Below are 21,814 nucleotides of genomic sequence, written 5' to 3'. Positions count from 1 at the left end.
GGCTGGAACACGTAGCCACGCGCCATCGACCTTAATCTCGCAGACGGGTGAGAGGCGCTTTTCCATTGCGCATTCTGCCACCGCGATCCCGGCGCTACCAAGGCTGGCCAGCAAGCCGTCGATCCTACCTCGTGCCCGTCTGACGATGGATCGAAAAGCTGGCTTCTGGCCGCACTAACAGGCGCCGCCCTCATCCTGCCTAACGCTCCGGAGCCGTCCAAACTGCCGAATGGCGCCGTGAGCACAACAATCGCTTGAGTCCTCATCATTCATACCAAAACGCTTTTGATACTCATTCATGGAGCGCTAATCATACCGCAACTGAAACGCGAARAATCTTCGTGAGCGAGGGAACCGCTAAAATTGTAAGGATCGAAGTCAGGTCTCGGTACAGCGCCTGACCCATCTTTGCCCCATAACAAGGGGGCAACAATGCAGATCTCTAGCCACTCCAACAGCGCTTTCCGCCTCAACCTGAATGCAGCCTCCAGCGCATCTGCGTACAGCGATAATTCAAACCGCTTGTCGCGCGGCCAGATCGGTCTGCGCGTGCTTGGACAGCAACTGGCATCAGCTTCAATCGCCGCCTCGACGACGGCCAAGCCTGCGCAGAATGCCGCTGGCAGCAGCGCCTCGAAAATGTCCGGCTCCTTGCCAAAGGCAGCGGCGACGGAACAGGCTAAGGTTGTGCCGAGCCAAGCGCTGAAGCAGGGCGCCAGCGCCGCTGTCGCTGCCGTCCTGACGACTGCATCCCAGAATGCCGTCAGCCAGGCTCCGCAGGCCGCGCAAGCTCAGGCCGTTGCCCAGGCCGGAGCGGCCGCCACCCCGACCGCCACGGCTCCGGTGAAAGCCGAGCAGCCCAGCGTCCCCGCGCCGACCGCGAGCGCTGCTCCGTCGGCGGCGCCGGCGGCTTCGTCGCCGACCACCAGCGCGAACGCTGCGAGCTCGGCTCCCAAAGGCAGCGGCGACGGAACAGGCTAAGGTTGTGCCGAGCCAAGCGCTGAAGCAGGGCGCCAGCGCCGCTGTCGCTGCCGTCCTGACGACTGCATCCCAAAATGCCATCAGCCAGGCTCCGCAGGCTGCGCAAGTTCAGGCCGTTGCCCAGGCCGGAGCGGCCGTCACTCCGACCGCCACGGCTCCGGTGAAAGCCRAGCAGCCCAGCGTCCCCGCGCCGACCGCGAGCGCTGCTCCGTCGGCGGCGCCGGCGGCTTCGTCGCCGACCACCAGCGCGAACGCTGCGAGCTCGGCTCCRTCGGCTTCCGGGGTGGCGTCTCAGCAGGTGCAACAGCCGGCAGCAGCGCCTGCTGCTACGGCTCCGACCARCCCCGCTGCCGTCGCTTCTCCGACCAGCACAGCCCCGGCGCCCTCCACGAGCACGCCTGTCGCTCCCTCTACCACGTCGAGCAACCCGAGCACCGCTCAGCAGCCGACGGCATCGCAGGCTGCGTCGCAGAGCACCGCTCCTACCACGACGACCAACTCGTCGCCTGCGTCGACAACGAACAGCACCTCGGCTGCGACTCCCGCGCCGACGACCGCCCCGGCATCGTCCACGAGCAGCACGAGCACGACTCCGCAGATCGCCTCGGGCTCCTCGCCCGGCAGCGGATCGACCACCACCCCGGCGCCGCAGACCCAGGCGACGACCACATCCACGAGCAGCACGAGTACGGCCCCGCAGCCGACCTCAAGCTCCTCGACCAGCAGCGGATCGGCCACCACCACGGCTCCGCAGACCGGGACGACAACGGCTTCCCCGACCAGCACGTCGCAGACTTCGTCGGGCTCCTCGACCACCACGACGCCTCAGGCGGGAACCTCGACCGCCTCGTCTGGCAACCTGCTCACCACCTTGGTTCAGGGTACAACCGCGGCCGTGTCCTCGACGGTGAACGCGACGACCTCGGCCGTGTCCTCGATCACCGCCAGCCTCTCGCCCACCACCAAGACGGCATCCACGACGACCACCGCGCCGACGACAAGCACGGCTACGGCCTCAACGACGAGCACGGCCCCCAAGACGGCCACGAGCACCACGTCCCCCGCTACGACAACAGCCACCAAGACCGCGACGACCTCGGTGACGCAGAAGTACCTGGCTTGGTAGTAACCCCCGGAGCGGGTTACGACAGGCTCGTTTGGAGGAGGCGGGTGACGCGGGCGACTTCCTCGCGAGCCTTCAGGATCGACTCTTCACCATCCATCGCGCGGATGAAGGCGCAGCGCGCCTCGCCGACCAGCGGACGCAGCGCCTGTCCCCGATCGGTCAACTCAACGAAGAGCTGACGCTCGTTCCTAGGATTGCGCCCGCGGCGCAGGAGGCCCATCCCCTCCAGCTTCTTGAGGAGCGGGGTGACAGAGCCCGGATCGAGGCCGAGACGGTCACTGATGTCCTTCAGCGGCACGCCGTCCCTCTCCCACAGCGCCAGGAGCACGATGAACTGGGGGTAGGTCAGCCCATGCGGATCGAGGATCGGCTTGTAGGCGGCCGTGAAGGCGATGCCTGCCGAGTAGACGGCGAAGCAGAGCTGCTTGTCGAGGCCGACGAAGGCGGTGTCTGGCTGGTTGCTCACGTTGTGGTTCCCGGACGACTTCGCGCATGCGGAGCAGCGACAGGGCCACAGTTTGCATTCTAATGGTTTTTGAGAAGTTGCTTCCCACGGATGAAAGCCGCTCCGCCCTCTGGTCGGATGCAGATGCTCGCAGGCTCGGTCGCGACCCGGCTGGGCGCCGCCTCGCTAGTAGAGGGCACATAAACACCTCACGGATCTGCTGACATGGCGAGGCCAGCGGTCCTGTGCCCCTTGTCTGCCAGGACGAATGAGGGCGCTGGCCTCCTGCCCCTGCGCCGCCTGCCAGGGCGAGCAAGGGAACGCGGATCAGGATCGCTCTCTATAGCGGCTGAGCAAGGTCGAGCCGTCGGGGAACGGGCGCTCGAATACCTCCCGCATCGCTATCACGTCCTCCGGCTCGGGCTCGCCGGTCAGCTCGTAGGACTCCCTCGAAAGGGACAGGAAGCGGCAGCCGGCGCGGCAGGTTCGGGTATCCGAGGCCGGAAGCCGCTTCATTCGGGCGGCGACAGTCTCGATGCGCAGCCGCAGCGACAGGAGCCGCAACAGCTTGCGCCACGACAGGGCGCGAGAGGACGGGAGGGCGGTCGGCATCACACGCCCACGAGATAGAGGACGACGAGGGCGGCTGCCGTCACCACGTTGCCCCGCCCTGCCTCGTGGCCGGATCGGTCGAGGATGTCGCGACCGGCGCGGCGCATCCGGCCGATACCGCGGGCGAGCGAGGGCAGGCCGAGCGCCAGGGCAGCGCGCATGGTCAGGCGGGTTCGCACAGATAGGGTCTCCGGTCGGGGTCAGATTTCGAGGTCGCGGTCGGCGCCGCGCAGCCACACCACCTGAGAGGCGTGGCCTTCGGGGGCGCCGAGGGACGGTTCCGCGTCGGCGCCGTCCTCGTCGTCGGGCTCGCCGCCCAGGCGGTCGAGGATGGCAATTAGAGCGTCCGCGTGGTCGAGGGCGGCTTGCGCCGCCGCCTCGATCTCGGCGCGGAGCGCTGGCCCGTCGAGCACGTCGGTACGCACGACGGGGGCCGGGGTGGGACGGCGGAACGTGATGACGTTGTCGGCCACGGATTACGCCTCCGGCACGATGCGAACGCCGAACGGGCCAGCGCCGAGCACGATGCCGGGCGTACTCCGGTAGAGCGAGCAGATAGCGATTTCGCCGTTGTGCACGTCCTCCAGCGGCTTGCGAGGAAGGCAGGTCCAATAGAACGCGGCGAGGCGGAGCTTTACGCGCATACCTGCGAGCGTGTGCACAGGTAGGGGGGCTATCCGCTCGGCGAGATCATAAACCGGCTCGGCTGCCTTATCTGCGGCAATGCGCTTTTGATGGTTGGCGGGATCGGCGTCGTGCTCGTCCTCTGCCTCTTGGGCCTGAGCGGCGGCAGTGTCGAAAGCTCGGCCGAGCGCGATCAACTCGGCGTCGTCGGCCGCAACGAAGGCGGGAGCGGCCCCGGCAATCCGCTCGATGTCGGCGAGTAGGCCGACCCAAGCGGCATGAGCGAGCATTTTGGGTGCGCCGTCGGTGTCGTAGCCGCGCGCTGCATCGGCCATCTCGTCACGGAGCGCGGGCACCTTGGCGAGGAGGTCGAGCACCGACCGGGCAGGGTAAAGGTAGATTTCCCTCTGCCGGGTCGAGTGCTGTTCGGCGAGGGCGTCCAGTTCGGGCGTCTCTTCGGCGCTCGGGTCGTCGAGCTTGCGGCGCACGTCCTGCCACTCCGCCACCATCGCGACGAGACGCGGGTCGGCGGCGGGCTTGAGCACGAGGTCGAGCGCACTGTGCAGGCTGAGGTAGGCGTCGGCCCACACCGAACCGTCGCCCTCCGGCGGCTCTCTGTGGCGCTCGATCTGCCATACGATCCAGTCACGGAGCGCCGCGAGGCCGGCGAGGGTCGTCGGCCGCGTCTGATAGACGGCTCGCCAGCTATCCGCCTGCGCATCCGCCATCGCCCGTTCCGCGCTCCTGTCAGGGTCGATGCCCGGCCGGGCCTTTGCCTCGCGCCCGAAAGCGTCGATGGCGGCCTCTGCTGTGCGGTTCGCCTCGATCAGGGCGAGGATCGGATCAGGGTCGCCGGTCGAGGGCGCCTCATCCTCGTCGGCCGGCTCCGGCTCGTCGCCGTAGACCAGAGCGTGGAGTTCGCGGATGCGGGAGGTCCGTGCGGCCTCGGCCATGCGCAATTCACGGCGCAGCGCCAGGATCAGCAGTTCTTCGAGCCGCGCCTTCGGGACGGCCCGCGCCGCCTCGATCTCGTTCGGCATGAACCGGGAGAAGTTGCCGGACAGCGCGTCCGTCGCCTTGTCGGATGTCCAGAGCGAGGCGCCGGGCGCGATGTGCAGCGCCTCCATGTCGGCATCGCTGAGATGGCTCGCGGCATCGACAGCACGACAGGCGGCGCCGAAGGCTTCCAGGGCCTCGGGCGAGCCGGCGGCGGGCAGGGCCTCGCCCATGGCCCCAAGCGAGAACGGAATGGCGTTGGTCGGATCGAAGCTCTCGTGACGGCCCATGGCGCTCTCCTGATGAGGCGCATGTCCGTCGGCTGCCGAGGTGCGGCCGGGTTCGCCTCCTCCTGCATCGTGCATCTCCTGCACTGGTGCCTTGAAGGTGCGCGCACTGCGATCCGCAGCACTTCCTGACGGTAGGGATGCTGAAGAAGGTTGATCGGTAAGCTCAACGCCCCGCCGGCCGCGGATTACGCGCGCTGCGGTGGCCTTCAGCGCGGCGGCGCGCTGCTTGAGGGTCGGGCGGTTCGGATCGCGGCGGAGCGGATTGCGCAGGTTGAGAGAGGGCACGGGCGGCCTCCTTGGATCACAGGATGCGGGGACGTGCGGCGAGGGGCTGGCCCGCCGCGAGGCGGGGTCAGCGGTTGGCGTAGAGCCAGCGGTCGATGACGCGGCCGCTGGCCCGGTGCTCGTCGCAAAGGCGCTGGATTTCGGCGAGGCGATCGGGCTCAACCTTGAAGGTGTCGGGGCAGACGAACATGAGTTCGTCTCGACCGTGGCGGCGCGGGTGCCGCTTGATGCTGCCGCCAAGCCGTTCCCAGGCGGCAACCCACTCCGACGGATCAAGGCCGGACTCTGGCAGGGGTACGCCCGCGACGGCCGCGGTGCTGCGGGTAAGAGCGGTGTGGTCGGTCTTACCCTTGTAGTGGTCCGCCGAGAGGAAGACGCGCAGATGCACGGCCAGCCCTTCCGGGGTGGTCGCCGTAAGCTCCTCGATCTCCCGCCGGAGTGCTTGGACGCGCTCGCGTGCGTCTTGCGCCACGCTGCTCAGCCGCTTCGCGTCGGTCGCCGCGTAGACCGCCGCCACCTCGGCGTCGAAGGCGTCGGCGATCGGCAGAAGGCTTTTCCAGAAGGCAATGCGATGCGGCGTGCGTCCGCCCTTGCCGAGCAGGCGCACGGCGTTGGCGATGGCGGAGCGCAGCCCCTCGCCCGTCCACGCATTTTGCCAGCGCTGGTGATCCTCCGGCAAGGCGCCGGGGTCGGTCGGGATGTGGTGCATCCGATTGCCCCTCGGCGCGATCGGCCGCCCGTGCTCGATCACGGCGCACCACTCCCAACGCGAGGGGACGAGCGCAATCGGCCGGGTGCGCAGTACCGCGGAGACGGCATCCCATGCAGCGGCGCTCTGACGGGCGGCGCTGGCCTCGACTTCTTCAGCTTGAGCCAAGGTCGCCGCGAGGTCGAGCAAGGCGCGGTCGGGATGCGGGGCAGGCAGAAATGCGGCGGGGGCGCCGGTCTCCGCGGCGGCGGCGGGCGCGCGAGTCGCAGAGTGCGCCAGCACGGGCAGCGGGATCGCGGCGGCGACCGATCCGGCGACGAGGGCGCGGCGGTGCTGGTTGGCCTCGCCCTGCCCCTCCGGGCGAGTGAGCAGGCGCGAGAGGCTGGTTTTCAGGGTGGCGGCGCGCTCGCGCAGGGTTGGCTTGTCGGTAGGGCGGAGTTTGCGCTTGAACGGGTTGCGCATGGTCGGGGATCTCCGGTCGAGGATGACGGGAGCCGGCGGCGCCACGGCAGCGCGCCGGCCGGGCGTGGTCAGAAGAGCGAGGCGAAGCCGACGAGGCCGCAGCCGCCGACGATGATGACGAGGCCGGCCACCACGTCGGCAGCCCGGCTCATGGCGCGGCCGAACTGCACGCGGGTCGGCACGGGGGCGGGGTAGGTGCCGCTGGACGAGGTCGAGGCAGAGACGGGCTTGAGGTCGAGGACCGGCGCGAGGAGCCGGCCGGACGGCAGGGCCAGCGGCAGGCGTTCGATGCGCTCGACGCCCAAGCAGCGGGACAGGTCGCTTTCGCGGGCCTGCGCAATCCCGAAGTCGTGCTGGTAGTCCGCGGCGAAGGGCGCTTCCTCACCCATCCACCAGCGAAGGTGCCGGATCAGGCACAGCATCCCGGCGCGCGTGGCGCAGGGCGTGGCGAGGAGCGCCTTGCGGGTCTCGTTGTAGGCGTCGAACGCCCTCAACGACGCCTCGCCCTCCGGCGCGACCTGAAAGGCCGCGTAAGCCTCCTCGTGCGCCTCGATCGCCGCAAGGATGGGGTCGGCATGGAACGGCACGCGGTCGCCGTCGGCGTGGTGGACGGTGAGGACAGGGAGGGGGCGGACATGGGTCATCGTTCGGGCTCCTAAGAGGGCTCGTTGCGGTGGGTCGGTGGCGGTCGAGGGGGAGGCGCCGCGCGGACGCGGGATCAGGAAGGCGCGGGCGGCTTGAGCGTCTGGGGCAGCGGCGGGGCCGGCGCGGCACCGGGGCGGGCGAACACCTTGCGCAGGCGGCGCCGCGCGTGGCGGGCGGTCTCGGGGTCGCCCGACAGCTCGGCCCGCTCGGCGTAATAGGCGACCAGGGCGGACGCCTCGTCGGGCGTGGCAGGCGTCAGGGCGTGGAGCGCGCGGCGGGCGCTGTAGCGCTCGGCCAGCACGCCAAAGCGGTAGGCTCGCCAGTAGGCCGGACGCGGGGCGCCGGGACCGAAGGCGACGAGGGTGTCACGGCCTGCCTGCCGGTGAGCGGCATCGGCGAGGCGGGCGCGACGGATCGCGGTGGCGAGCGGATCAGGCCGGACGGCGCTGGCCGTGGGCGGGGTCGCCACGGCCGAGAGGACGACGGCGAGAACGGTGCGGCGGGTGGGGCGGGGCGACATCAGCGGGCCTCGACGCGGGCGCGAAGGTGGCGGACAACTTCTTGGGCCTTCGCGAGAACGGCCTCGGCCGGGCCGAGCAGATCGCGGGCGGCGCCCTCGGTGTCTTCGGGGCGGGCGGCCATAGCCTCGGTGAGGGCGGTAGCCGTGGCGAGCAGGGCCGCGGCGGCGGCGCTGACCTCGGCGCGATGGTTTGGGGGAAGGTTGGGCATCGGCCGGGCTCAAGCGGTGGGGAGACGCGCGGCCATGCCGCTGTCGAGCGCCCAGGCCGGATGATCGCCGTCGGGGCCGTAGAGGTCGGGGAGCAGCGCCCACAGGCGGGGCGTGATGGCGTTCAGCAGATCGTGCTGCGTGTCGATCGCTGCGCCGCGAAGCTCCTCGTCGTGGAATTGATCTTCATCTTCCCGGCCATCGCCCGCGACGTACTCAGCGAGCGCCATGCCGATGACGGCGGCGCCGATCTCGGCTTGCGTCGCGGGCGAGAGCAGGTGCCACGCCTCGGCGGGCGTGAACGGCAGGGGCATCCGGGCCCACAGGTCCGCGTGGTCGGGCAACCGCTCGGTATCGTCGCCACGCAGATGCGGGGAGGCGACGACGGGGGCGCTCAGGGCCGAAGCGGAGGCGAGCGCGGCGACCATGGCGCGGCGGGTGAGGGCGGGGAGCATCAGCGGGGCGCCTTCACGAACGCGCGGGTGACGGGGTGGCGCCAGCGCCGGGCGGTCTCGCACCAGACCGGGGCGAGCGGCTGGGCGGCGACGGGCGCAGCCAGGGCCGGGGCCGGCGTGCGGGTGAGGGTCGGTAGGGCGAAGGGGAGGCCGTTGTCAGCGGCGTAGGAGGCGAGGAACGCGGCACCGCAGGCGATGCCGGAGAGGCCGAAGGCGACAGCGAAAACGATCATAGCGGCCCCCTCAGTGCGCAACGGCGGGGCGGTGGGACTTGGCGAGCTGCCAGGCGGCCTTGAGGCTGACGGACATCGCGACGGCCCAGGTGGAGCCGTACTGAAGCTGGTGTTTCTTCGCGGCGGCGGCGGCGGCCGACATGATGCCGGCGCGGTCGAAGGAACCGTCAGCCTTCACCAGCGCGACGACGTTGAGGCGAACCGCAACCCGGATGCGCTCGCGCGAGCCGAGGAAGCCCTGCGGAACCTGTACGCGGTCGTTCCGCATGTCGCGGAGAGCGGAGGACCAGGAGAAGGCGGAGCGGCTGCGGTGGGACATCGGTTTGCTTTCGTCGCATCAACTTTCCTAAAAGCAAACTAAGCTCACTCTCTTTCCCTTGCAAGCCCCAACTTGTCAAAAAGACAAGCTGCCGCTATCTGTGTTGTATGATCGACCCGGTACAGTGCCGCGCCGCGCGCGCCCTCCTCGACTGGACCCAGGCCGATCTCTCTGCGGCGACCGGGCTCAGCAAGGTCACGCTGCGCGCCTTCGAAAAGGGCGGCGAGATGCGCGACAGCAACCGGACGCTGCTGCGGCTGGCGTTCGAGAAGGCCGGGGTGGAGTTCATCGACCAGAACGGCGGCGGCCCCGGTGCAAGGCTTCGGAGCCCGATTAGTGCCGAGCAATGAGACGGTTGCTGTGAACGAGCCGACGGTGGATCGGCAGCAGCCGGATGCAGATCCGCGCAGCACGCCCGCACTGATCGTCGCAGCCATCCGCGAGGCCAGCGCTCAGTTCGCCGATTTGCTCCGGCTGGCCAGGATTGAGGTTCGCGGCAACCTGAGGGCGCTCGCGACGCTTGCGGCGCTGTTCGGCGGCGCGCTGATGCTCGTCCTCGTCTCGCTGGTTCTGCTGCTGATCGCGCTGCGGGACGCGATTGCGGCGCTGATAGGCTCCGACGCCGTGGCGGGATTGATCGTGGCTCTGCCGTTCCTCGCGGCAGCGGCGATCCTGATGTGGGCTGGCCTTCGCAGGATGAGCCTACGATCGGTCAGGACATAAGCGCACCTGCGCTCAATGGTCAGCTCTGACCATGTGGGCCCAGCACCGAGTCGGAAGCCGGATGTGATTGAATTCTACGCCTGCTTCCGCAATCCATAAGGGCACGGCACCGGCGCTCCGAGCTGGTGGCACTCGACGTGGCGGACCTGTCCGAGCATCTTAACGGCCTGCGGGTGCAGGCGTGCCAGAGCAAGACGGATCAGGAAGGCGGCGGCATCGAGAAGGCTATTCCGCACGGGCTTTTCATCCGGCCTGTGGCGCTGCTGTGCAGGTGTGGCTGACCGGCTCGGAGGTCTCCGAGGGCCCTGTTCCGACCCGTGTCGCGGTCGGATCGGGTGCGCTCCGTCGGTTCGAATGCACCAGGGGGAACCGAACCCTCGGCGCCCCGCCTCACGACGCAGGCCGTGGCCGACATCATTAAGCGGTACGCTGAGGCTGCCGGGCTCGATCCGATGCTGTTCGGCGCGCAGGGAGTGCGCGCCGGCTTCATCACGACGGCAGCCGAGCGCGGCGCCGACATGGCCCGCATCATGGACGTGTCGGGGCACCGCGATCCCCGCACTGTCGTCGGCTACATCAGGCGCGCGAACGCCTTTAAGGATCACGCTGGGGGTGGGTTCTTGTAGGCCGAGGCAGCCGTCGAACTGCCTCGGAGCGGGCTGGATCAGACGACAAAGAAGTCGGCTGCCGTCAGCGCTACCTTCGTGTCTATAGAGGCGAACTGCACCATCGCCTTTGAGCCGCTGCCGTCGGCATCGTAGGACAGGGCGCCGGTCGTCTTGTTGTAGAGGATGCGGTCGTCCGCATCGACCTTGGCGCCCGCCACGCTCAGATCCTTGAACCCAGTGGCGGCGAGCGTCCCAGCCGAGAGGGCGGTGAAGATACCTTTCGATAGCTGGATCGTGTCGTCCGCGGTCGAAAACCCGACCAAGGTATCGACATTGCTCGCGCCGAGTGCGGTCTTGAACACAAAGTTATCCTTGCCCGCACCACCTGCGAACGTCTCGGAGACGATGGAGCCGGTGAGCCGGTCGTCGAAGGCGGTGCCGATCACATGCTCGATGCCGGTGACGGTATCGGCTCCTATGGTCGAGCCCGTGGCAGTGCCGGCCCCGAGATCGACCGAGACCGCCGCAGCGGCCAGCGAGAGATCGAGGACATCCCGACCGGCCCCGCCGTCGAAGCGGTCGTCGCCGTCCGTGGTCTCGCCTTTGGTCAGCGTAGCCTCGACGACGATCCGGTCACTGCCGTCCCTGGCCTTGACGATATCGTCGCCTGCGCCTGGCTTGAAGGTCTCGGCTGTGTCCGTTCCGGTGAAACTCTGATCGCCAAGGTCGGCACGGCGCACATCAACGGCAGTGACGAAGGACGCTGAGAGCCCTTTCTCATCAGTGACCGTGAAGCGCACCGTCAGGTCGGTCGCGTTCGTCGACGGCGTGCCGTAGAGGGCGGGAACTGCACCGTTGAAGGCGAGCCATGCCGGCAGGGCGACGACGGTGCCCTTGGCGTCGAGGGCCGTCGCCTTCCAAGTCAGGCTACCGCTGTCGTAGTCGATCGCCGCGCTCTCCAGATTGAGCTGAATTTGCTCACCTGGTGCGACGCGGATCTCGTCGATCGCATCAATAATCAGCGGTTTCGCATTGGCGCTGCTGCTGGTGACGATCTGCTTGCTCGCTAGGAGTTTGTCAGCATTGATGTTCTGGAGGGTGACCAGCGTCGACCAGCTCTCACCCTTGGTCTTCCATGCCCGGTCGAATTCGATCTGAGCATCAGCCGACCACCTGTTCGTAGTGCGAATGACCCCATCGGCGAAGGCGTTCTTGCCGGTATAACCGACGCTCTTCAGGAACTTCGTGACGTCGAGAAGGTCGCCGCCCGAACCCAGTTGGAAATCGGTGATCGTATCGCTGCCGCCGTCGTCAGCGATCAGCATGAAGGTGTCGCGACGCCCACCCCCGGTCAGGATGTCGCTGCCGCCGCCGCCGACGATGACGTTCGCGGCGCTGTTGCCGATGATGGTATTGTCGAGGTCGTTGCCAGTCGCGTAGACGGCCAAGCCACCGAGCAGGGTCAGATCCTCGACATTGGCCGTGAGGGCCTGATCGACATAGCTCTTGACGAGATCATCGCCGTCATCGGCCATCTCGACCACCCGGTCGCCGGCATTGTCGACTACGTAGGTATCGTTGCCGGCGCCTCCGTACATCCGGTCCTTGCCGCCCTGCCCGTCGATGACGTTCGCGTAGGCGTTGCCCGTAATGACGTTGTCGGCCCGGTTCCCGTTGACGTCCCAATTCCCGCCTTCGGTAACAACGACGTTCTCGATCGCATCGGCCAGAGTGAATATGCTGGAGCGTACGCGGATCGTGTCGATCCCACCATCGACAGCTTCGACTACCCGGTCGCCCGCATTGTCGACCTCGTAGACGTCATCGCCTGCGCCGCCAATCATGGTGTCAGCACCGCCGCCGCCATCGAGGCGGTCGTCCCCGGCGCCACCGTCAAGGCGGTCAGTCGCATCGCCCAAACCACCCGCCAGGACGTCGTCGCCAGAAAGACCGAAAAGCGTGTCAGCCCCGTAGTTGCCGATCAACGTGTTAGCGCCTGCATTGCCTCTGCCCGTGTGGGCCGAGTCACCGTAGGCGAATTCGAGCCGCTCGACCTCGGCCTGAAGCGTGAAGCTCGCCAGCGCAGTGCGGACCGTGTCGAGGCCTTGTCCGGCTTTCTCGACGGTCTGATCTTTCAGCGTATCGACCTCGTAGACGTCGTCGCCGACGCCACCGGTCATGATATCATCGCCCGCCCCACCATTGAGGTGGTTGGCTCCCGCGTTACCGGTGAGGCTGTTGGCGCCGTCGTTGCCGGTGGCATCGATGTTGGCGCTGCCGGTCAAGGTTGCGTGTTCGACGTTGCTACCGAGGTAGACGGTGACGGATGAGATCAGCCGATCGATGCCACCGTTTTCGTATTCGGTGACGGTCTCGTAGACCTCGTCGATGATGTAAGTGTCGTTACCCTTTCCGCCTTCCAGCCTGTCGGCACCTGCCTTGCCGTCTAGGACGTTGTTCCCGTCGTTGCCGCGAATGCTGTTGGCTAGGGCATTGCCCGTCCCGTTGAAATCGCCGGCAACCTGCAATTCGAGGTTCTCAACATTTGCGCCAAGGGTGTAGCTGCCCGCGACCCTGACGGTATCGTTGCCCTCGTTGACTGTCTCGATCACGGTGTCCTCAACACCGATTTCGTAAGTGTCGTCACCGGCACGTCCCTTCAGGACGTTCCTGGCTGAATTGCCGATAAGGATATTGTTCGCGGCATTGCCCGTTCCATCGATCACAACCTTGCCGGTGAGCGTCAAGTTCTCAACGCCGTCCTGCAAAGTCCAGGAAACGGAGGCGCGGATCGTATCGATGGCGCCGTCCCAGGAATTCGCTGCGGCCCGCTCGACGACTACGTCGCTCGCGCTGTCTACGACGTAGGTGTCGGAACCCATGCCGCCTGCCATCCAGTCGTTGCCGGCGCCCCCGTCGAGGAAGTCGTTGCCGGCGCTCGCGTACAGGGCATCGTTGCCTGCTCCGCCGTTGAGCGTGACCGAACCGTACATGCTGCTTTTCGCGCGGATGACATCGTCGCCCGCGCCCGCGAAGATCGCCGCGCCGTAATTCAGGAGCGTGACGTTGTCCGAACCGGCCCCGAGAAGCACCACCTCACGATTGCCGAAGCTTTGGCTGCCGCTGGCGGCCTTGCGCAGGTCAACTAGCTTCGTGTCGAGTTCGGCGAGGAAGGTGCCGAGGCCGTATTTCGCCAGCGTGGTCTCGATCGTCCCATTGATTGCCGAGGTCTCGAGCCCGTTGCCCTCGCCGACCGCGCGTAGCGCCTTGATTGACTGCGCCCAGTAGATGGCACCGAGTTGAGCATCGGCGGGTGTCAGCGTATCGACGGCAGCGACATATGCTTCGAAAGGCTGCAGGCCAAGGACGCGGTCCGCGGCTGATGAGTAGAGCACGTCGTCGAGCGCTCCCTTGAGCGGACCGACCGTGAGGAACCGCGCGGTGAACTCATCAAGGAGGATATTGTAGGCGTTTTGGAGGTTGACCGCCGCCCAGTCTGGCGGGTTGGAGACGGGCGGGTTCGTTCCCGCCTGAACCCAAGGCGTTCCGGTGACGGCCTCCAGCACCGCGAGCTTGCGCGCATCAAACGCGCCGCCGCGGCTGTCCGCCTTGATGCCCGCGGCACCGGCCCACTGCATTAGGATCGCCTCGACGCGCCCTTCGACCTGATCGAACTGGGTTGCCTTCAAAGCGACGAACCCCTGGACGAGCTTGAGCAAGGCAGCGTCCTTGGTCATCGCTTGTTGCAGGTTCTCAACCGTCCCGTAGCCACGGATGTCGGGCAGGGCTGCGGCTTGAGCCGAGATGGCGACCGTCGAGACTGGCTTGGTGTTGACGCTGTCGGTCTGCAGCCACGCGTCGATGAGTTGGCGGCGCACGCCGCCCGCCGTCTCGTACGAGCCCTGTTCGTGGATCAGGTTCTCCGAGGCGGTGAAGTTGACAGTCGTGAAGTCGGTGCTGAGCGAGACGACGCCGTTGGCCGCTAGCGTCTGCAACTCGCCCTTGTCCGTCACCCCGTTCTCGTTGAGGTCGCGCCAAACCCGCAGCTGGCTCCAGATCTTGTCGGACTTGTCGATCTCGCCGTCCTTGTTGCTGTCGTAGGTCGCCAGTTCGGCGAAGCCCGAGCGGCCGGGATCGCCGATCAGCTCGCCGACATTGTCGATCTTGCCGTTGCCGTTGGCATCGATGGCGAGGAAGCCATCCTCCTTGGTCAGCCAGCCGGTGCGCTCTTTAGCGCCGTCGTTGTCCATATCGAACCACACGCCCGAATCAGCCATGGACTTGAGCTTGATGCCGTTGGCACCGAGATCGAGTATGAGGGGATCGCGGTTGGGGCGGAGGGATTGTTGAAAGAAGCTTTCCAAACTAGAGAAATAATCCCCAGTATCCTGCTTGGGGGGAAATGAAGGACCACTGGGTGGCTTTATCTTCGAGTCACCTATTGCACCAGCAAGCGCCTTTGCTAGACCCTGATAGTTGTTATCATCCAATGAATATCCTAGGGGGAAAGTAGCTTTGTATAAATCTAAATCGGGCTTTTCATTTTCAACATATTCGGCAAGATTAGCATATAACCAGCCATCATATGCTAGACTTATGCCAGCAAAGGCATGCGAGACCTGCATTGAAGTGTCTTGCATATTTTCTTGAAAACCGGATGCACCCCTGTAGAATCCCACGAAAAACTCACCTTCACCACGCGAAGCATATCCCGTTCCAATTAAAACCAACTTCAGATCGGACATCATCTGCTTTGCTGGATCGTTACTTCCAGACGCCAACCGAGCACCATGGTCAACGATGTTTACGAGTGCCTGAGCACGCGTATTATTAGGATCGCTCAATTGCGAGCGAGCATAGTCACGAAGATCGGTTAAGCGAGCCCGATCGGAATTGGAATAAGCCATGGCTTCCTCAATCTTTCCTGTCGCTTTTGACGCTAGATTTATTTAATAACGAACCAATTATCTCTAGTATATTTACTTGATATTATATATATAATCGGTATACTCAAGGGAAAATTCAACACCAGACCGTAGTGCTTATATTCGGATCCAAAATTAATTTTCATTTGAACTTCGGCAGATAAAATATCATAGTCAAGACTATCGATTTTACAGTTCCTATCTGCAGCGTACTTACGAATATAATCCGCACACGATTTTTCCAAACTTCGTATGAAGATGTTTTGTAATTGCGTAGAATGCCACCCGTATAAGAAATTGATTAGCAAGATACCAGTCATTGCGGAAGCGCAGATCCAATATTTAACTTTGTGTGACATTTTTGCATACCGAGTTCCAGGTTGCGATAATTTTTGATTCTCAAATTTCGCATTGCGCAATGTATATTTTAATAAACCATTAAATTCGATTTATGCGGCGGAGAAATCTAACACAAAGTATGAGCCATTGTTCAATAATCAAATACACCTATTGCCTCATTACGCGCATGCCGATCTCGGAAATCTGTTAAATAAAATGGATGACGGAGTGTTTTCGCTCAGTGCAGCGGCGGCAGCCCCATCTCGTTCCAATCGTCCATCAGGTTTTCGATCTGGCCGGCAAGCTCGCGCTCGGTCGGATCGGGGGTCGCGCGCATGTCGGCGATCATGGCGCGCACGTCGCCGCCGTAGGGGGCGGCCACGGCAGCGAGGGTTTCAACGATCTGCGCGTCTAGCTCCTGATCGGTGAGGCCGGAGAGGGCGCTTAGCTGCGCCGAGCGCTCCAGCTTCTTGAGGCGCATGTCGAGGATGCGAGCGGTCATGACTGGCTCCGTGCTTCGAGGCGTTCGATGCGGTCCTGAAGGTCTCGGACTTCGATCGTCTTGGCGTGAGCCTCGACGGCGCGGCCGATGTCGGCGGCCTCCGAGGGGGTGATCTCGCCGGAGGCCACGGCGGTGAGCACGGCGGCGGTCGCCTTCGTGATGTCGGCCGTGGTGGTGATCGTCGGCAGATCGAACATCACGGGTCGGTCCTTGCGGACGGGTAGCAGCCGGTCGAGGCACATGCGCAGGGCCACGGCGTCGCCGTCCTGCGCCATCTCGATCGCCTTGCGGGTCAGGGCCTCGGCCTCGCCGTCCAGCAACGCCTGCATGGCGAGCGTGGTACGGTTGAGAGTACCTTTCGGGCGGCCGGCGGGGTTTCCGCTCTTCCCCTTTTCGAATGGTCTACCTTCGCCCGGCATCGTCATCGCTCGTGGTCAGTAAGGCTGATAGCACAGCCAGGAAGCAGCCGCTTTGTGTCTTCAACGCGGCAAGCATAGATGTGGGGCGCCTGCTCCGAAATCATGCTGTCGTGTCTCCAGTCATATCGTGGTGGGCAATCAGGTCCACGACGCGAAGTCCGATGCGGGTTGCAGCCTGGGCGGCGCGGTGGCCCTCGGCGGTGTCCACGAAGCGGCCGACCTCGCCCATCGGCTGGCCCTGTAGCTCCATGGTGAGGATCAGCGGGAGCGGATCGCCGGGCACGTCGGACAGGCTGGTGCGGAAGCCGATGCGGAAGTGCATCGAGCCGGGCGCGATGTCGGCCGGTCGGCGGTCGGCGAGGGAGACGATGTTCGTCACGGTGTCGTCGGTCACTCGGTGATCTCCACGGTGGGGTTCTCCACTACGGGGCGGGCTTCGGCCTTCAGACCCTCGGCGAGACCGCGCAACGCCTCGATGGCCGCGCGCTGGCGGAGCTTGCCGCCGTCATCCCGTAGCTCGAGTTCCAGCGCGGCGATGAGGGCGAGGTCGGCGGCGTGCTTCAGGCCGGCGCGGTAGGCGGTGAGTTCGCGGTCGGTCATCACTGGCCGCCCCGAAGCCGCTTGAAGAATGGGGCAAGCTCCTCGTCGTAATCGTCCCACGTCTCGCCTTCAGGGAGGGCGAACGCCTCCAACGCCCCGTCTGACTTTCGGATGATGCACCACGCGGTCATCCCAGGCTCAAGCGCGACGGGCCACGCCCCGAATTCGGCAGGCGTCTGCCGGCGCAGGCGGAACTCCCGTTCTGGGTTGCTGTGGAACCACTGGCTGTCGATCTCGGTCGCGATCATCTTGGCTCGCAAATCGTGCGGTGAAGGGCGGCGAAGGACGTGAGCACTTGGCGTCGGTCAAGCGCCGCGAGGGCGTTGAGAGCGTCGAGCGCAGCGGGGAGGCGGTCGGCGTCGCGCTCGGCCCGGTGCAGTTCGTCGGCGAGACGTTCGCCGCGCGGGCCGCAGCACAGCCGCGTGATCGCCCTGAGACTGCGTAGGCGGGCCAGCCGCTCGGCCGGGTCGAGGTCGGGGCGGAACGGGCCCCACTGGTCGAGGGCGGCGATCATTGGCCGAAGCCCCACAGCGGGACGCCTTCGGGCTGGCCGGGCTTCTTCCGGTGGGTCAGGTGCCCGAACCGGATTTCCGTGGCGGTGATGGCGCGGATGGGCCCGCCGACCGGCAGCACGAGACCGCCGCAGGCATCGACGCGGACGACGCCGGCAACAGGATGAACCCCGAACAGGCGGGGCGCAGTCCAACCCAGCGCTTGGGCCTGCTCGCCGTAGATGTCGAGGAAGGTGCGGGCGCGGTCGTAGACGCGGGACCACTCGTCGCCGCGATAGCCGGGGCAGGGGGCGCGGTACGGGCTGAGAAGGTCGAGGCCGACGCGCCAGAGGAGAAGGCCGTTGGTCTGGGGGAGGGCGGCAAGGCCGGGCGCCAGTTCGGCGGCGGGCGGCTCGCATTCGGCGCGCGCCTGGGCCTCGGCCTCGTCGCGAGGCAGCCCGCACTCGTATTCGAGGAAGGCCGCGCGCTCCTCGAAGGTAGGGGGCTCGGGGAGGGATCGGCCCGCAAGAAAAGGGTCGCCCCTCTCTATTTCCCGTTTTCCCGTTTTGAGAGAGAGAGAACGGGAAATGTAACCCGTTGATCCTGCGAGCATTTCCCGCTGTTCCCGGATTTCCCGCTCCTTCGTACGGTCCCCTCGCGCGCGCGCCCCCGCATCCGCGCGCACACGCGCCGGGGAAGCCTCGCCACTAAAATCCCGAGTGCCGGTTTCAGGGCTCCGGGAAATCCGGGAAATCCGGGAAATGCATCTATCTTCAATGGTTTGACCGTTCCCGGAGGCGTCCCCGCTTTCGGGAAATCCGGGAAATGTTGGGCTGTTGCTGGCCGTGAGACCGTCACACAGGCCGTCTAGGAGGGGGTGCTGCGCGCTCATGCCCGCCCCCCTGAGTGGACGGCAAAGGCGGGCTCATCCCGCGTCGTGCGGCCGAACGCCGACCGGGACAGGGCGTAGGCTTTGATCTTCCCGATTTTCGGGACAAAGCTGACGAAGTAGCAGTCCGCATCCTTGGTCTTGGCAATAAAGCCCTGCGCGTCGAGGGCTCGCCCGATCTCGATTTCCTTCAGGGCGCCGCCTGCGGCCTCCACGATCCGTTGTGCGGGCAGGTACACGGCGGTTTCGTCGTACCAGCCCAAGGCATCCCGGTTCGGCGGTCTCGCCCCATCGTCCGGCATCGTCGGGTGAATGCTCGAACCCCAGCGCTCCGCGATCCACGCCCGGAGGTTCGTGGTTGCCTGCTGCTCGGGGTCCAGCGCGACGGCATCCGTTGACTTGGTGAACCGCTCCCAGGCCCACCGCACCGCGCGCCCCACGTCCACCGCCTCGGGCAGCACGCCGAGCCGCTGAGCGAGCTTGCCGGCCGTGCTCAAGATCGCAAAGGGCAGGGCGGCACGGACGTGCTTACCATCGGCTCCGGCGCCTGCGATGGCTTGGGCGGCCTGAGTGATGCCCTGCCTGATCTCGCTCGCCTTCAGGTGCAGGCCGGCGGCGATCAGGGCCTCAACGAAGGCCGGGCCGGCGTGCCCGAAGTTGCGGTCTATGGCTCCGATCTGATCCAACACGGCTTGATCCACCGCGCGGTTGATGCCGGAAATATCCACGTCGGGGATGCGGACGGCCATGCCGCCGGCCCACTCGCCGCCGTCGCCGCGCACCTTCTCCTCCAGCGACTTCTCGGCCGAGAAGATGACGAAGACGGACCACGTGTAGGAGGTCCGAAGCTGCGCCTCGGCGCCCATGCGGGTCTTACCGACGCCGCTGGCGAGGCTGTAAATGATCCGGCCGAGTTCCTTGCCGTGGACGTGGCCGAGTTCATCGAGCGCCAGCACGGTCCCGTTGGATCGGGCGGCCATCAACTCGATGCCGTTCGCCGTGGCGCGGGCGCTCTGCAACAGGCTCTCGCGCTGATCCAAGGCGGCCCGCGACCACGCCGAGACGGCGAGGCGCTGGGCGGTCGTCTTGCCGCCCGATGTCATGCCGGACAGGTTGATGCCGCAGGAGTCGAGTCCGCAGAGGGACAGCACGGGGGCGGCGAAGCCGGCGATGGTGCCGAGCGTCCAGTGCTCGCAGTGCGGTGCCGTGCAAGCTGCCGTCACGGCCTGCCGCCACCCTTCCATCGTCCCGCCGCTCGCCACGGCCGGGCTGATCTTGGTGTTCACCGACAGTTCGGGCTTGTCGTCGCCTTCGGCACCGAAAATCTGCCCCGACGGGCAGACGAAGAACGGCACGCCACTGTCCGAGGTGTGCCAGCCGGGGCGTCGAACGACGATGATCTCGCGGGCCGGGTCGGCGGCCTTCACGCACTTCACGGCGATGTGCTCGCCGTCGTTCTCGGTGCGCAGGCCCGCGCCGAACAACATCGCCCGCGTATCGGCGGCGCCCTGGCGGGCGAAGGCGGCCCGGTCAACGTCGATCTGACGACACCGGCCGTTCATGTCCTGCACGACGAGACGGAGGCCGTAGGCGTCGCCCTCGTCGGCCATGCGCAGTCGGGCTGCGACGCCGAAGGCAGAAGCGACGGGCACCATCTCGACGGCTTCGCCGACCTTCATGGCCTGATGCACCCACACCTTGCCCGTCTTCGTGCGCTGGTAAGCGAGGGTGACGCTTTCCATGGGCGGCAAGGGATAGTCCCGCTCGATCCGCTGTAGCTCGGCCGTCCCGTCGATCCGTTCGCGCTCGGCGGCGACCTCGGCCTCGCTCGGGTGGTACGCGACGTCGTCAAGGATGCCGGAACGCACCGCCTCGGGGCCGCCGGCCTCGTGCACGTCGAGCCAGTCGGTGCCGGTGCCAGGCTCGCCGGCCAGCGCGTAGCTGACGGCGATGCGCTCGTGATTGCGGATTCCGAAGGCGCGGGCCGCCCGCTCGCCCCTGCGGGTCGGGTTCGAGCTGATCTTGGCCGCCTCGTCCCGGTCGGCCGCGACGGTGACGCGCTTCGTGTTGGGCCACGGGGCGAACGCCTCAACACCACCCGCATTGATGCCGGCAACGATGTAGGCTGCTTCTGTCTCGATCTCTGCGCGGAAGGCGTTCGCCACGGCGGCGGCGGTCTCGATGCCCTCCGCAGAGATGGCCCAAGGGGCGACCTTGGGATTGCCCCATGTCACGACCCGCCCGGCGGTGGTGGTGTCGCCCTCGGTGATCTTGGCCGACTTCTTCGGGTCGCGCGGCCCGCCCTTCGGGCCGATCCCGAGACGCGCCTTCCCGGCCCCGCCCGGCTCGACGTAGATGCGGTGGGCGTGCTGCCGCCCCTGCGCGTCGATCTGGCCGAAGACGACGCAGGGCCAGTCCCCGACCTTCACCGGCTTGCCCTTGGCCGTCTTAGGCGGATCGAAGTAGGCCAGTTCCTTGAGGCCGACGGCGGGCGTGCTCGGCATGATGACCGCAGCGTGCTCGATCCCCAGCCGATGCGCGAGGTAGGCGCGGGCCAAGGTGTCGTCGCGCCGATCGGCGGGCGCGCTGAGGAGACTGCGGGCGTCGGTCGTCTGGTAGTTGTTGCTGCCCTCGGCCTTTGTGCGGATCAGGTCCGCCCGGCCGACGATCTCGATGCACCGGATTTTGGCGGCCTCGAAATCTAGCCCCTCGACCTTGCTGGCGATGTCGAAAACGCTGTCGGTCTTGCCGCCCGTGCAGGTGCAGATCGCCCGCCCCTTGGGGTTGAGGCGCCAGTCGTCGGCCCCACCGTGATCGGGGTAGGGGCAACGGATGTGATCCCGCTGGCCCGCACGCCACGGAATGCCGAGAGCTTGGACGATCTCGACCTCGTGGCCTTCGATCGCGGCTTGCGCGTCCTTCGTCTTGACGTAGCGATCGAGCGATTGCGCCGCGCCTGCGCCGGCCCTATTTTCAGTTCCGGTTCTTTGCCGAGCCGTTGATTCAGCGCCGTTGCGGGCTCCGACCCCCGCAGCGGCGTTTGTTTCTTCGGTACGCACAACCCGTTCCTTTCGCGGTTGTGCGATAGGGAACAAGAGAGCGCAAAATCAGTAGGTTACGAGCGCTTCCCAAGCTGAATGTCGTCGGTTCGATCCCGATCGCCCGCTCCAATTTTTTCAAACACTTAGCCGCTTAGGTGCGTCTCGTCTCACAGGCGCGTCTCACATAGAGCACTAGCCTCGGCCCCGTCCTGCTCCCTACCTGCGACGATGCAGGCAGACCGCTCGTTAGAGCATCGTCCCGAAAGATGGTTTCCGGCTTTCGGAAAAAGACGATGCGGCACAAGGATATAGAGCATCGTCCTGGATCCGATATCCAGGACGATGCTCTAGCCGAATCGTTTGAGCTG

General features: G+C 66.1%; 28 protein-coding genes. 5 read left to right on the top strand and 23 right to left on the bottom strand.

Annotation, left to right across the window (positions count from 1 at the left end; translation table 11 throughout):
- Positions 1-432: 432 nt before the first annotated feature.
- Positions 433-981, top strand: coding sequence for a hypothetical protein (locus ASG52_RS27160; RefSeq protein WP_156383933.1), 549 nt, complete (start codon positions 433-435; stop codon positions 979-981).
- A gap of 438 nt (positions 982-1,419) precedes the next feature.
- Here the strand turns inward: ASG52_RS27160 and ASG52_RS12845 are convergent, their stop codons facing one another.
- The 14 genes from ASG52_RS12845 to ASG52_RS12785 all read right to left on the bottom strand — a co-directional run bounded on the left by ASG52_RS12845 (position 1,420) and on the right by ASG52_RS12785 (position 8,909).
- A complete protein-coding gene (locus ASG52_RS12845) occupies positions 1,420-1,797 on the bottom strand; it encodes a hypothetical protein (RefSeq protein WP_156383932.1) in 378 nt (125 codons plus the stop codon).
- A gap of 60 nt (positions 1,798-1,857) precedes the next feature.
- Entirely contained in the window at positions 1,858-2,061 is a 204-nt protein-coding gene (locus ASG52_RS12840; RefSeq protein WP_156383931.1) for a hypothetical protein, read from the bottom strand.
- Positions 2,062-2,123: 62 nt separating this feature from the next.
- Positions 2,124-2,573 (bottom strand): MarR family winged helix-turn-helix transcriptional regulator, encoded by a 450-nt coding sequence (locus ASG52_RS12835; protein ID WP_056243541.1) that lies wholly within the window; start codon positions 2,571-2,573, stop codon positions 2,124-2,126.
- A gap of 306 nt (positions 2,574-2,879) precedes the next feature.
- A complete protein-coding gene (locus ASG52_RS12830) occupies positions 2,880-3,164 on the bottom strand; it encodes a hypothetical protein (RefSeq protein ID WP_056243539.1) in 285 nt (94 codons plus the stop codon).
- On the bottom strand, positions 3,164-3,343 hold the full coding sequence (locus ASG52_RS27155; RefSeq protein ID WP_156383930.1) for a hypothetical protein: 180 nt from the start codon (positions 3,341-3,343) through the stop codon (positions 3,164-3,166). Before ASG52_RS27155 ends, ASG52_RS12830 begins: the two co-directional genes overlap by 1 nt.
- 21 nt (positions 3,344-3,364) lie before the next feature.
- A complete protein-coding gene (locus tag ASG52_RS12825) occupies positions 3,365-3,637 on the bottom strand; it encodes a hypothetical protein (protein ID WP_082552530.1) in 273 nt (90 codons plus the stop codon).
- A 3-nt stretch (positions 3,638-3,640) separates the two neighbouring features.
- Entirely contained in the window at positions 3,641-5,359 is a 1,719-nt protein-coding gene (locus ASG52_RS12820; RefSeq protein ID WP_156383929.1) for a hypothetical protein, read from the bottom strand.
- Between the two features lie 67 nt (positions 5,360-5,426).
- Positions 5,427-6,530: a hypothetical protein gene (locus tag ASG52_RS12815; RefSeq protein ID WP_056243536.1), complete on the bottom strand. Its 1,104-nt coding sequence runs from the start codon at positions 6,528-6,530 to the stop codon at positions 5,427-5,429.
- A 68-nt stretch (positions 6,531-6,598) separates the two neighbouring features.
- Positions 6,599-7,174: a hypothetical protein gene (locus ASG52_RS12810; protein WP_056243534.1), complete on the bottom strand. Its 576-nt coding sequence runs from the start codon at positions 7,172-7,174 to the stop codon at positions 6,599-6,601.
- 74 nt (positions 7,175-7,248) lie between these two features.
- Positions 7,249-7,695 (bottom strand): hypothetical protein, encoded by a 447-nt coding sequence (locus ASG52_RS12805; protein WP_056243532.1) that lies wholly within the window; start codon positions 7,693-7,695, stop codon positions 7,249-7,251.
- The gene (locus ASG52_RS12800; protein ID WP_056243530.1) at positions 7,695-7,904 is read right to left on the bottom strand and encodes a hypothetical protein; all 210 of its coding nucleotides are present in this window, start codon (positions 7,902-7,904) and stop codon (positions 7,695-7,697) included. The genes ASG52_RS12805 and ASG52_RS12800 overlap by 1 nt, the downstream gene beginning before the upstream one ends.
- A gap of 9 nt (positions 7,905-7,913) precedes the next feature.
- Positions 7,914-8,357 (bottom strand): hypothetical protein, encoded by a 444-nt coding sequence (locus ASG52_RS12795; protein WP_056243529.1) that lies wholly within the window; start codon positions 8,355-8,357, stop codon positions 7,914-7,916.
- The gene (locus ASG52_RS12790) at positions 8,357-8,590 is read right to left on the bottom strand and encodes a hypothetical protein (protein WP_056243527.1); all 234 of its coding nucleotides are present in this window, start codon (positions 8,588-8,590) and stop codon (positions 8,357-8,359) included. Before ASG52_RS12790 ends, ASG52_RS12795 begins: the two co-directional genes overlap by 1 nt.
- Before the next feature lie 10 nt (positions 8,591-8,600).
- Positions 8,601-8,909 carry a hypothetical protein gene (locus ASG52_RS12785; protein WP_056243525.1) on the bottom strand — a complete coding sequence of 103 codons (309 nt, stop codon included), beginning with the start codon at positions 8,907-8,909 and terminating at the stop codon, positions 8,601-8,603.
- A gap of 107 nt (positions 8,910-9,016) precedes the next feature.
- Between ASG52_RS12785 and ASG52_RS12780 the strand changes: the two genes are divergently transcribed.
- The 4 genes from ASG52_RS12780 to ASG52_RS12770 all read left to right on the top strand — a co-directional run bounded on the left by ASG52_RS12780 (position 9,017) and on the right by ASG52_RS12770 (position 10,258).
- Positions 9,017-9,259: a helix-turn-helix domain-containing protein gene (locus tag ASG52_RS12780; protein WP_056243524.1), complete on the top strand. Its 243-nt coding sequence runs from the start codon at positions 9,017-9,019 to the stop codon at positions 9,257-9,259.
- A 10-nt stretch (positions 9,260-9,269) separates the two neighbouring features.
- Positions 9,270-9,632, top strand: a complete 363-nt coding sequence (locus ASG52_RS12775; protein ID WP_056243522.1) for a phage holin family protein — start codon at positions 9,270-9,272, stop codon at positions 9,630-9,632.
- Positions 9,633-9,757: 125 nt separating this feature from the next.
- The gene (locus tag ASG52_RS27150; protein WP_156383928.1) at positions 9,758-9,913 is read left to right on the top strand and encodes a site-specific integrase; all 156 of its coding nucleotides are present in this window, start codon (positions 9,758-9,760) and stop codon (positions 9,911-9,913) included.
- A 36-nt stretch (positions 9,914-9,949) separates the two neighbouring features.
- Entirely contained in the window at positions 9,950-10,258 is a 309-nt protein-coding gene (locus tag ASG52_RS12770; RefSeq protein WP_353612481.1) for a tyrosine-type recombinase/integrase, read from the top strand.
- 38 nt (positions 10,259-10,296) lie between these two features.
- On the opposite strand, the gene ASG52_RS12765 is transcribed toward ASG52_RS12770, so the two are convergent.
- The 9 genes from ASG52_RS12765 to ASG52_RS12725 form a co-directional block, all read right to left on the bottom strand.
- Positions 10,297-14,604, bottom strand: a complete 4,308-nt coding sequence (locus ASG52_RS12765; RefSeq protein ID WP_056243519.1) for a beta strand repeat-containing protein — start codon at positions 14,602-14,604, stop codon at positions 10,297-10,299.
- A 1,138-nt stretch (positions 14,605-15,742) separates the two neighbouring features.
- Positions 15,743-16,006, bottom strand: a complete 264-nt coding sequence (locus ASG52_RS12760) for a hypothetical protein (protein WP_056243517.1) — start codon at positions 16,004-16,006, stop codon at positions 15,743-15,745.
- Positions 16,003-16,425, bottom strand: a complete 423-nt coding sequence (locus ASG52_RS12755) for a DUF5681 domain-containing protein (protein WP_056243551.1) — start codon at positions 16,423-16,425, stop codon at positions 16,003-16,005. The genes ASG52_RS12760 and ASG52_RS12755 overlap by 4 nt, the downstream gene beginning before the upstream one ends.
- Positions 16,426-16,525: 100 nt before the next feature.
- Entirely contained in the window at positions 16,526-16,819 is a 294-nt protein-coding gene (locus tag ASG52_RS12750; protein WP_056243515.1) for a hypothetical protein, read from the bottom strand.
- On the bottom strand, positions 16,816-17,025 hold the full coding sequence (locus ASG52_RS12745; protein ID WP_056243549.1) for a hypothetical protein: 210 nt from the start codon (positions 17,023-17,025) through the stop codon (positions 16,816-16,818). The genes ASG52_RS12750 and ASG52_RS12745 overlap by 4 nt, the downstream gene beginning before the upstream one ends.
- Complete coding sequence (locus tag ASG52_RS12740; protein WP_056243514.1) at positions 17,025-17,273, bottom strand: hypothetical protein; 249 nt, start codon at positions 17,271-17,273, stop codon at positions 17,025-17,027. The genes ASG52_RS12745 and ASG52_RS12740 overlap by 1 nt, the downstream gene beginning before the upstream one ends.
- Positions 17,270-17,539, bottom strand: coding sequence for a hypothetical protein (locus ASG52_RS12735; RefSeq protein ID WP_056243512.1), 270 nt, complete (start codon positions 17,537-17,539; stop codon positions 17,270-17,272). Before ASG52_RS12735 ends, ASG52_RS12740 begins: the two co-directional genes overlap by 4 nt.
- The gene (locus tag ASG52_RS27900) at positions 17,536-18,408 is read right to left on the bottom strand and encodes a hypothetical protein (RefSeq protein ID WP_200945605.1); all 873 of its coding nucleotides are present in this window, start codon (positions 18,406-18,408) and stop codon (positions 17,536-17,538) included. The genes ASG52_RS12735 and ASG52_RS27900 overlap by 4 nt, the downstream gene beginning before the upstream one ends.
- Positions 18,405-21,464, bottom strand: a complete 3,060-nt coding sequence (locus ASG52_RS12725) for a DUF927 domain-containing protein (protein ID WP_056243510.1) — start codon at positions 21,462-21,464, stop codon at positions 18,405-18,407. Before ASG52_RS12725 ends, ASG52_RS27900 begins: the two co-directional genes overlap by 4 nt.
- Between the last annotated feature and the right edge of the window lie 350 nt (positions 21,465-21,814).

It is taken from the genome of Methylobacterium sp. Leaf456 (assembly GCF_001425465.1).
GTDB lineage: Bacteria > Pseudomonadota > Alphaproteobacteria > Rhizobiales > Beijerinckiaceae > Methylobacterium.
The sequence above is the reverse complement of the archived record's forward strand: the minus strand, read 5'-3'. Positions and strand labels throughout refer to the sequence as shown.

What these genes read in the sequence shown, in the direction of transcription:
- ASG52_RS12800 (WP_056243530.1), bottom strand. Translation starts at nt 7,904, where the DNA reads ATGCCCAACCTTCCCCCAAACCATCGCGCCGAGGTCAGCGCCGCCGCC.
- ASG52_RS12735 (WP_056243512.1), bottom strand. Translation starts at nt 17,539, where the DNA reads ATGATCGCCGCCCTCGACCAGTGGGGCCCGTTCCGCCCCGACCTCGAC.
- ASG52_RS12795 (WP_056243529.1), bottom strand. Translation starts at nt 8,357, where the DNA reads ATGCTCCCCGCCCTCACCCGCCGCGCCATGGTCGCCGCGCTCGCCTCC.
- ASG52_RS12780 (WP_056243524.1), top strand. Translation starts at nt 9,017, where the DNA reads ATGATCGACCCGGTACAGTGCCGCGCCGCGCGCGCCCTCCTCGACTGG.
- ASG52_RS27900 (WP_200945605.1), bottom strand. Translation starts at nt 18,408, where the DNA reads ATGAGCGCGCAGCACCCCCTCCTAGACGGCCTGTGTGACGGTCTCACG.
- ASG52_RS12830 (WP_056243539.1), bottom strand. Translation starts at nt 3,164, where the DNA reads ATGCCGACCGCCCTCCCGTCCTCTCGCGCCCTGTCGTGGCGCAAGCTG.
- ASG52_RS12745 (WP_056243549.1), bottom strand. Translation starts at nt 17,025, where the DNA reads ATGACCGACCGCGAACTCACCGCCTACCGCGCCGGCCTGAAGCACGCC.
- ASG52_RS27160 (WP_156383933.1), top strand. Translation starts at nt 433, where the DNA reads ATGCAGATCTCTAGCCACTCCAACAGCGCTTTCCGCCTCAACCTGAAT.
- ASG52_RS12740 (WP_056243514.1), bottom strand. Translation starts at nt 17,273, where the DNA reads ATGATCGCGACCGAGATCGACAGCCAGTGGTTCCACAGCAACCCAGAA.
- ASG52_RS12785 (WP_056243525.1), bottom strand. Translation starts at nt 8,909, where the DNA reads ATGTCCCACCGCAGCCGCTCCGCCTTCTCCTGGTCCTCCGCTCTCCGC.
- ASG52_RS12790 (WP_056243527.1), bottom strand. Translation starts at nt 8,590, where the DNA reads ATGATCGTTTTCGCTGTCGCCTTCGGCCTCTCCGGCATCGCCTGCGGT.
- ASG52_RS12810 (WP_056243534.1), bottom strand. Translation starts at nt 7,174, where the DNA reads ATGACCCATGTCCGCCCCCTCCCTGTCCTCACCGTCCACCACGCCGAC.
- ASG52_RS12760 (WP_056243517.1), bottom strand. Translation starts at nt 16,006, where the DNA reads ATGACCGCTCGCATCCTCGACATGCGCCTCAAGAAGCTGGAGCGCTCG.
- ASG52_RS12815 (WP_056243536.1), bottom strand. Translation starts at nt 6,530, where the DNA reads ATGCGCAACCCGTTCAAGCGCAAACTCCGCCCTACCGACAAGCCAACC.
- ASG52_RS12755 (WP_056243551.1), bottom strand. Translation starts at nt 16,425, where the DNA reads ATGCCGGGCGAAGGTAGACCATTCGAAAAGGGGAAGAGCGGAAACCCC.
- ASG52_RS12805 (WP_056243532.1), bottom strand. Translation starts at nt 7,695, where the DNA reads ATGTCGCCCCGCCCCACCCGCCGCACCGTTCTCGCCGTCGTCCTCTCG.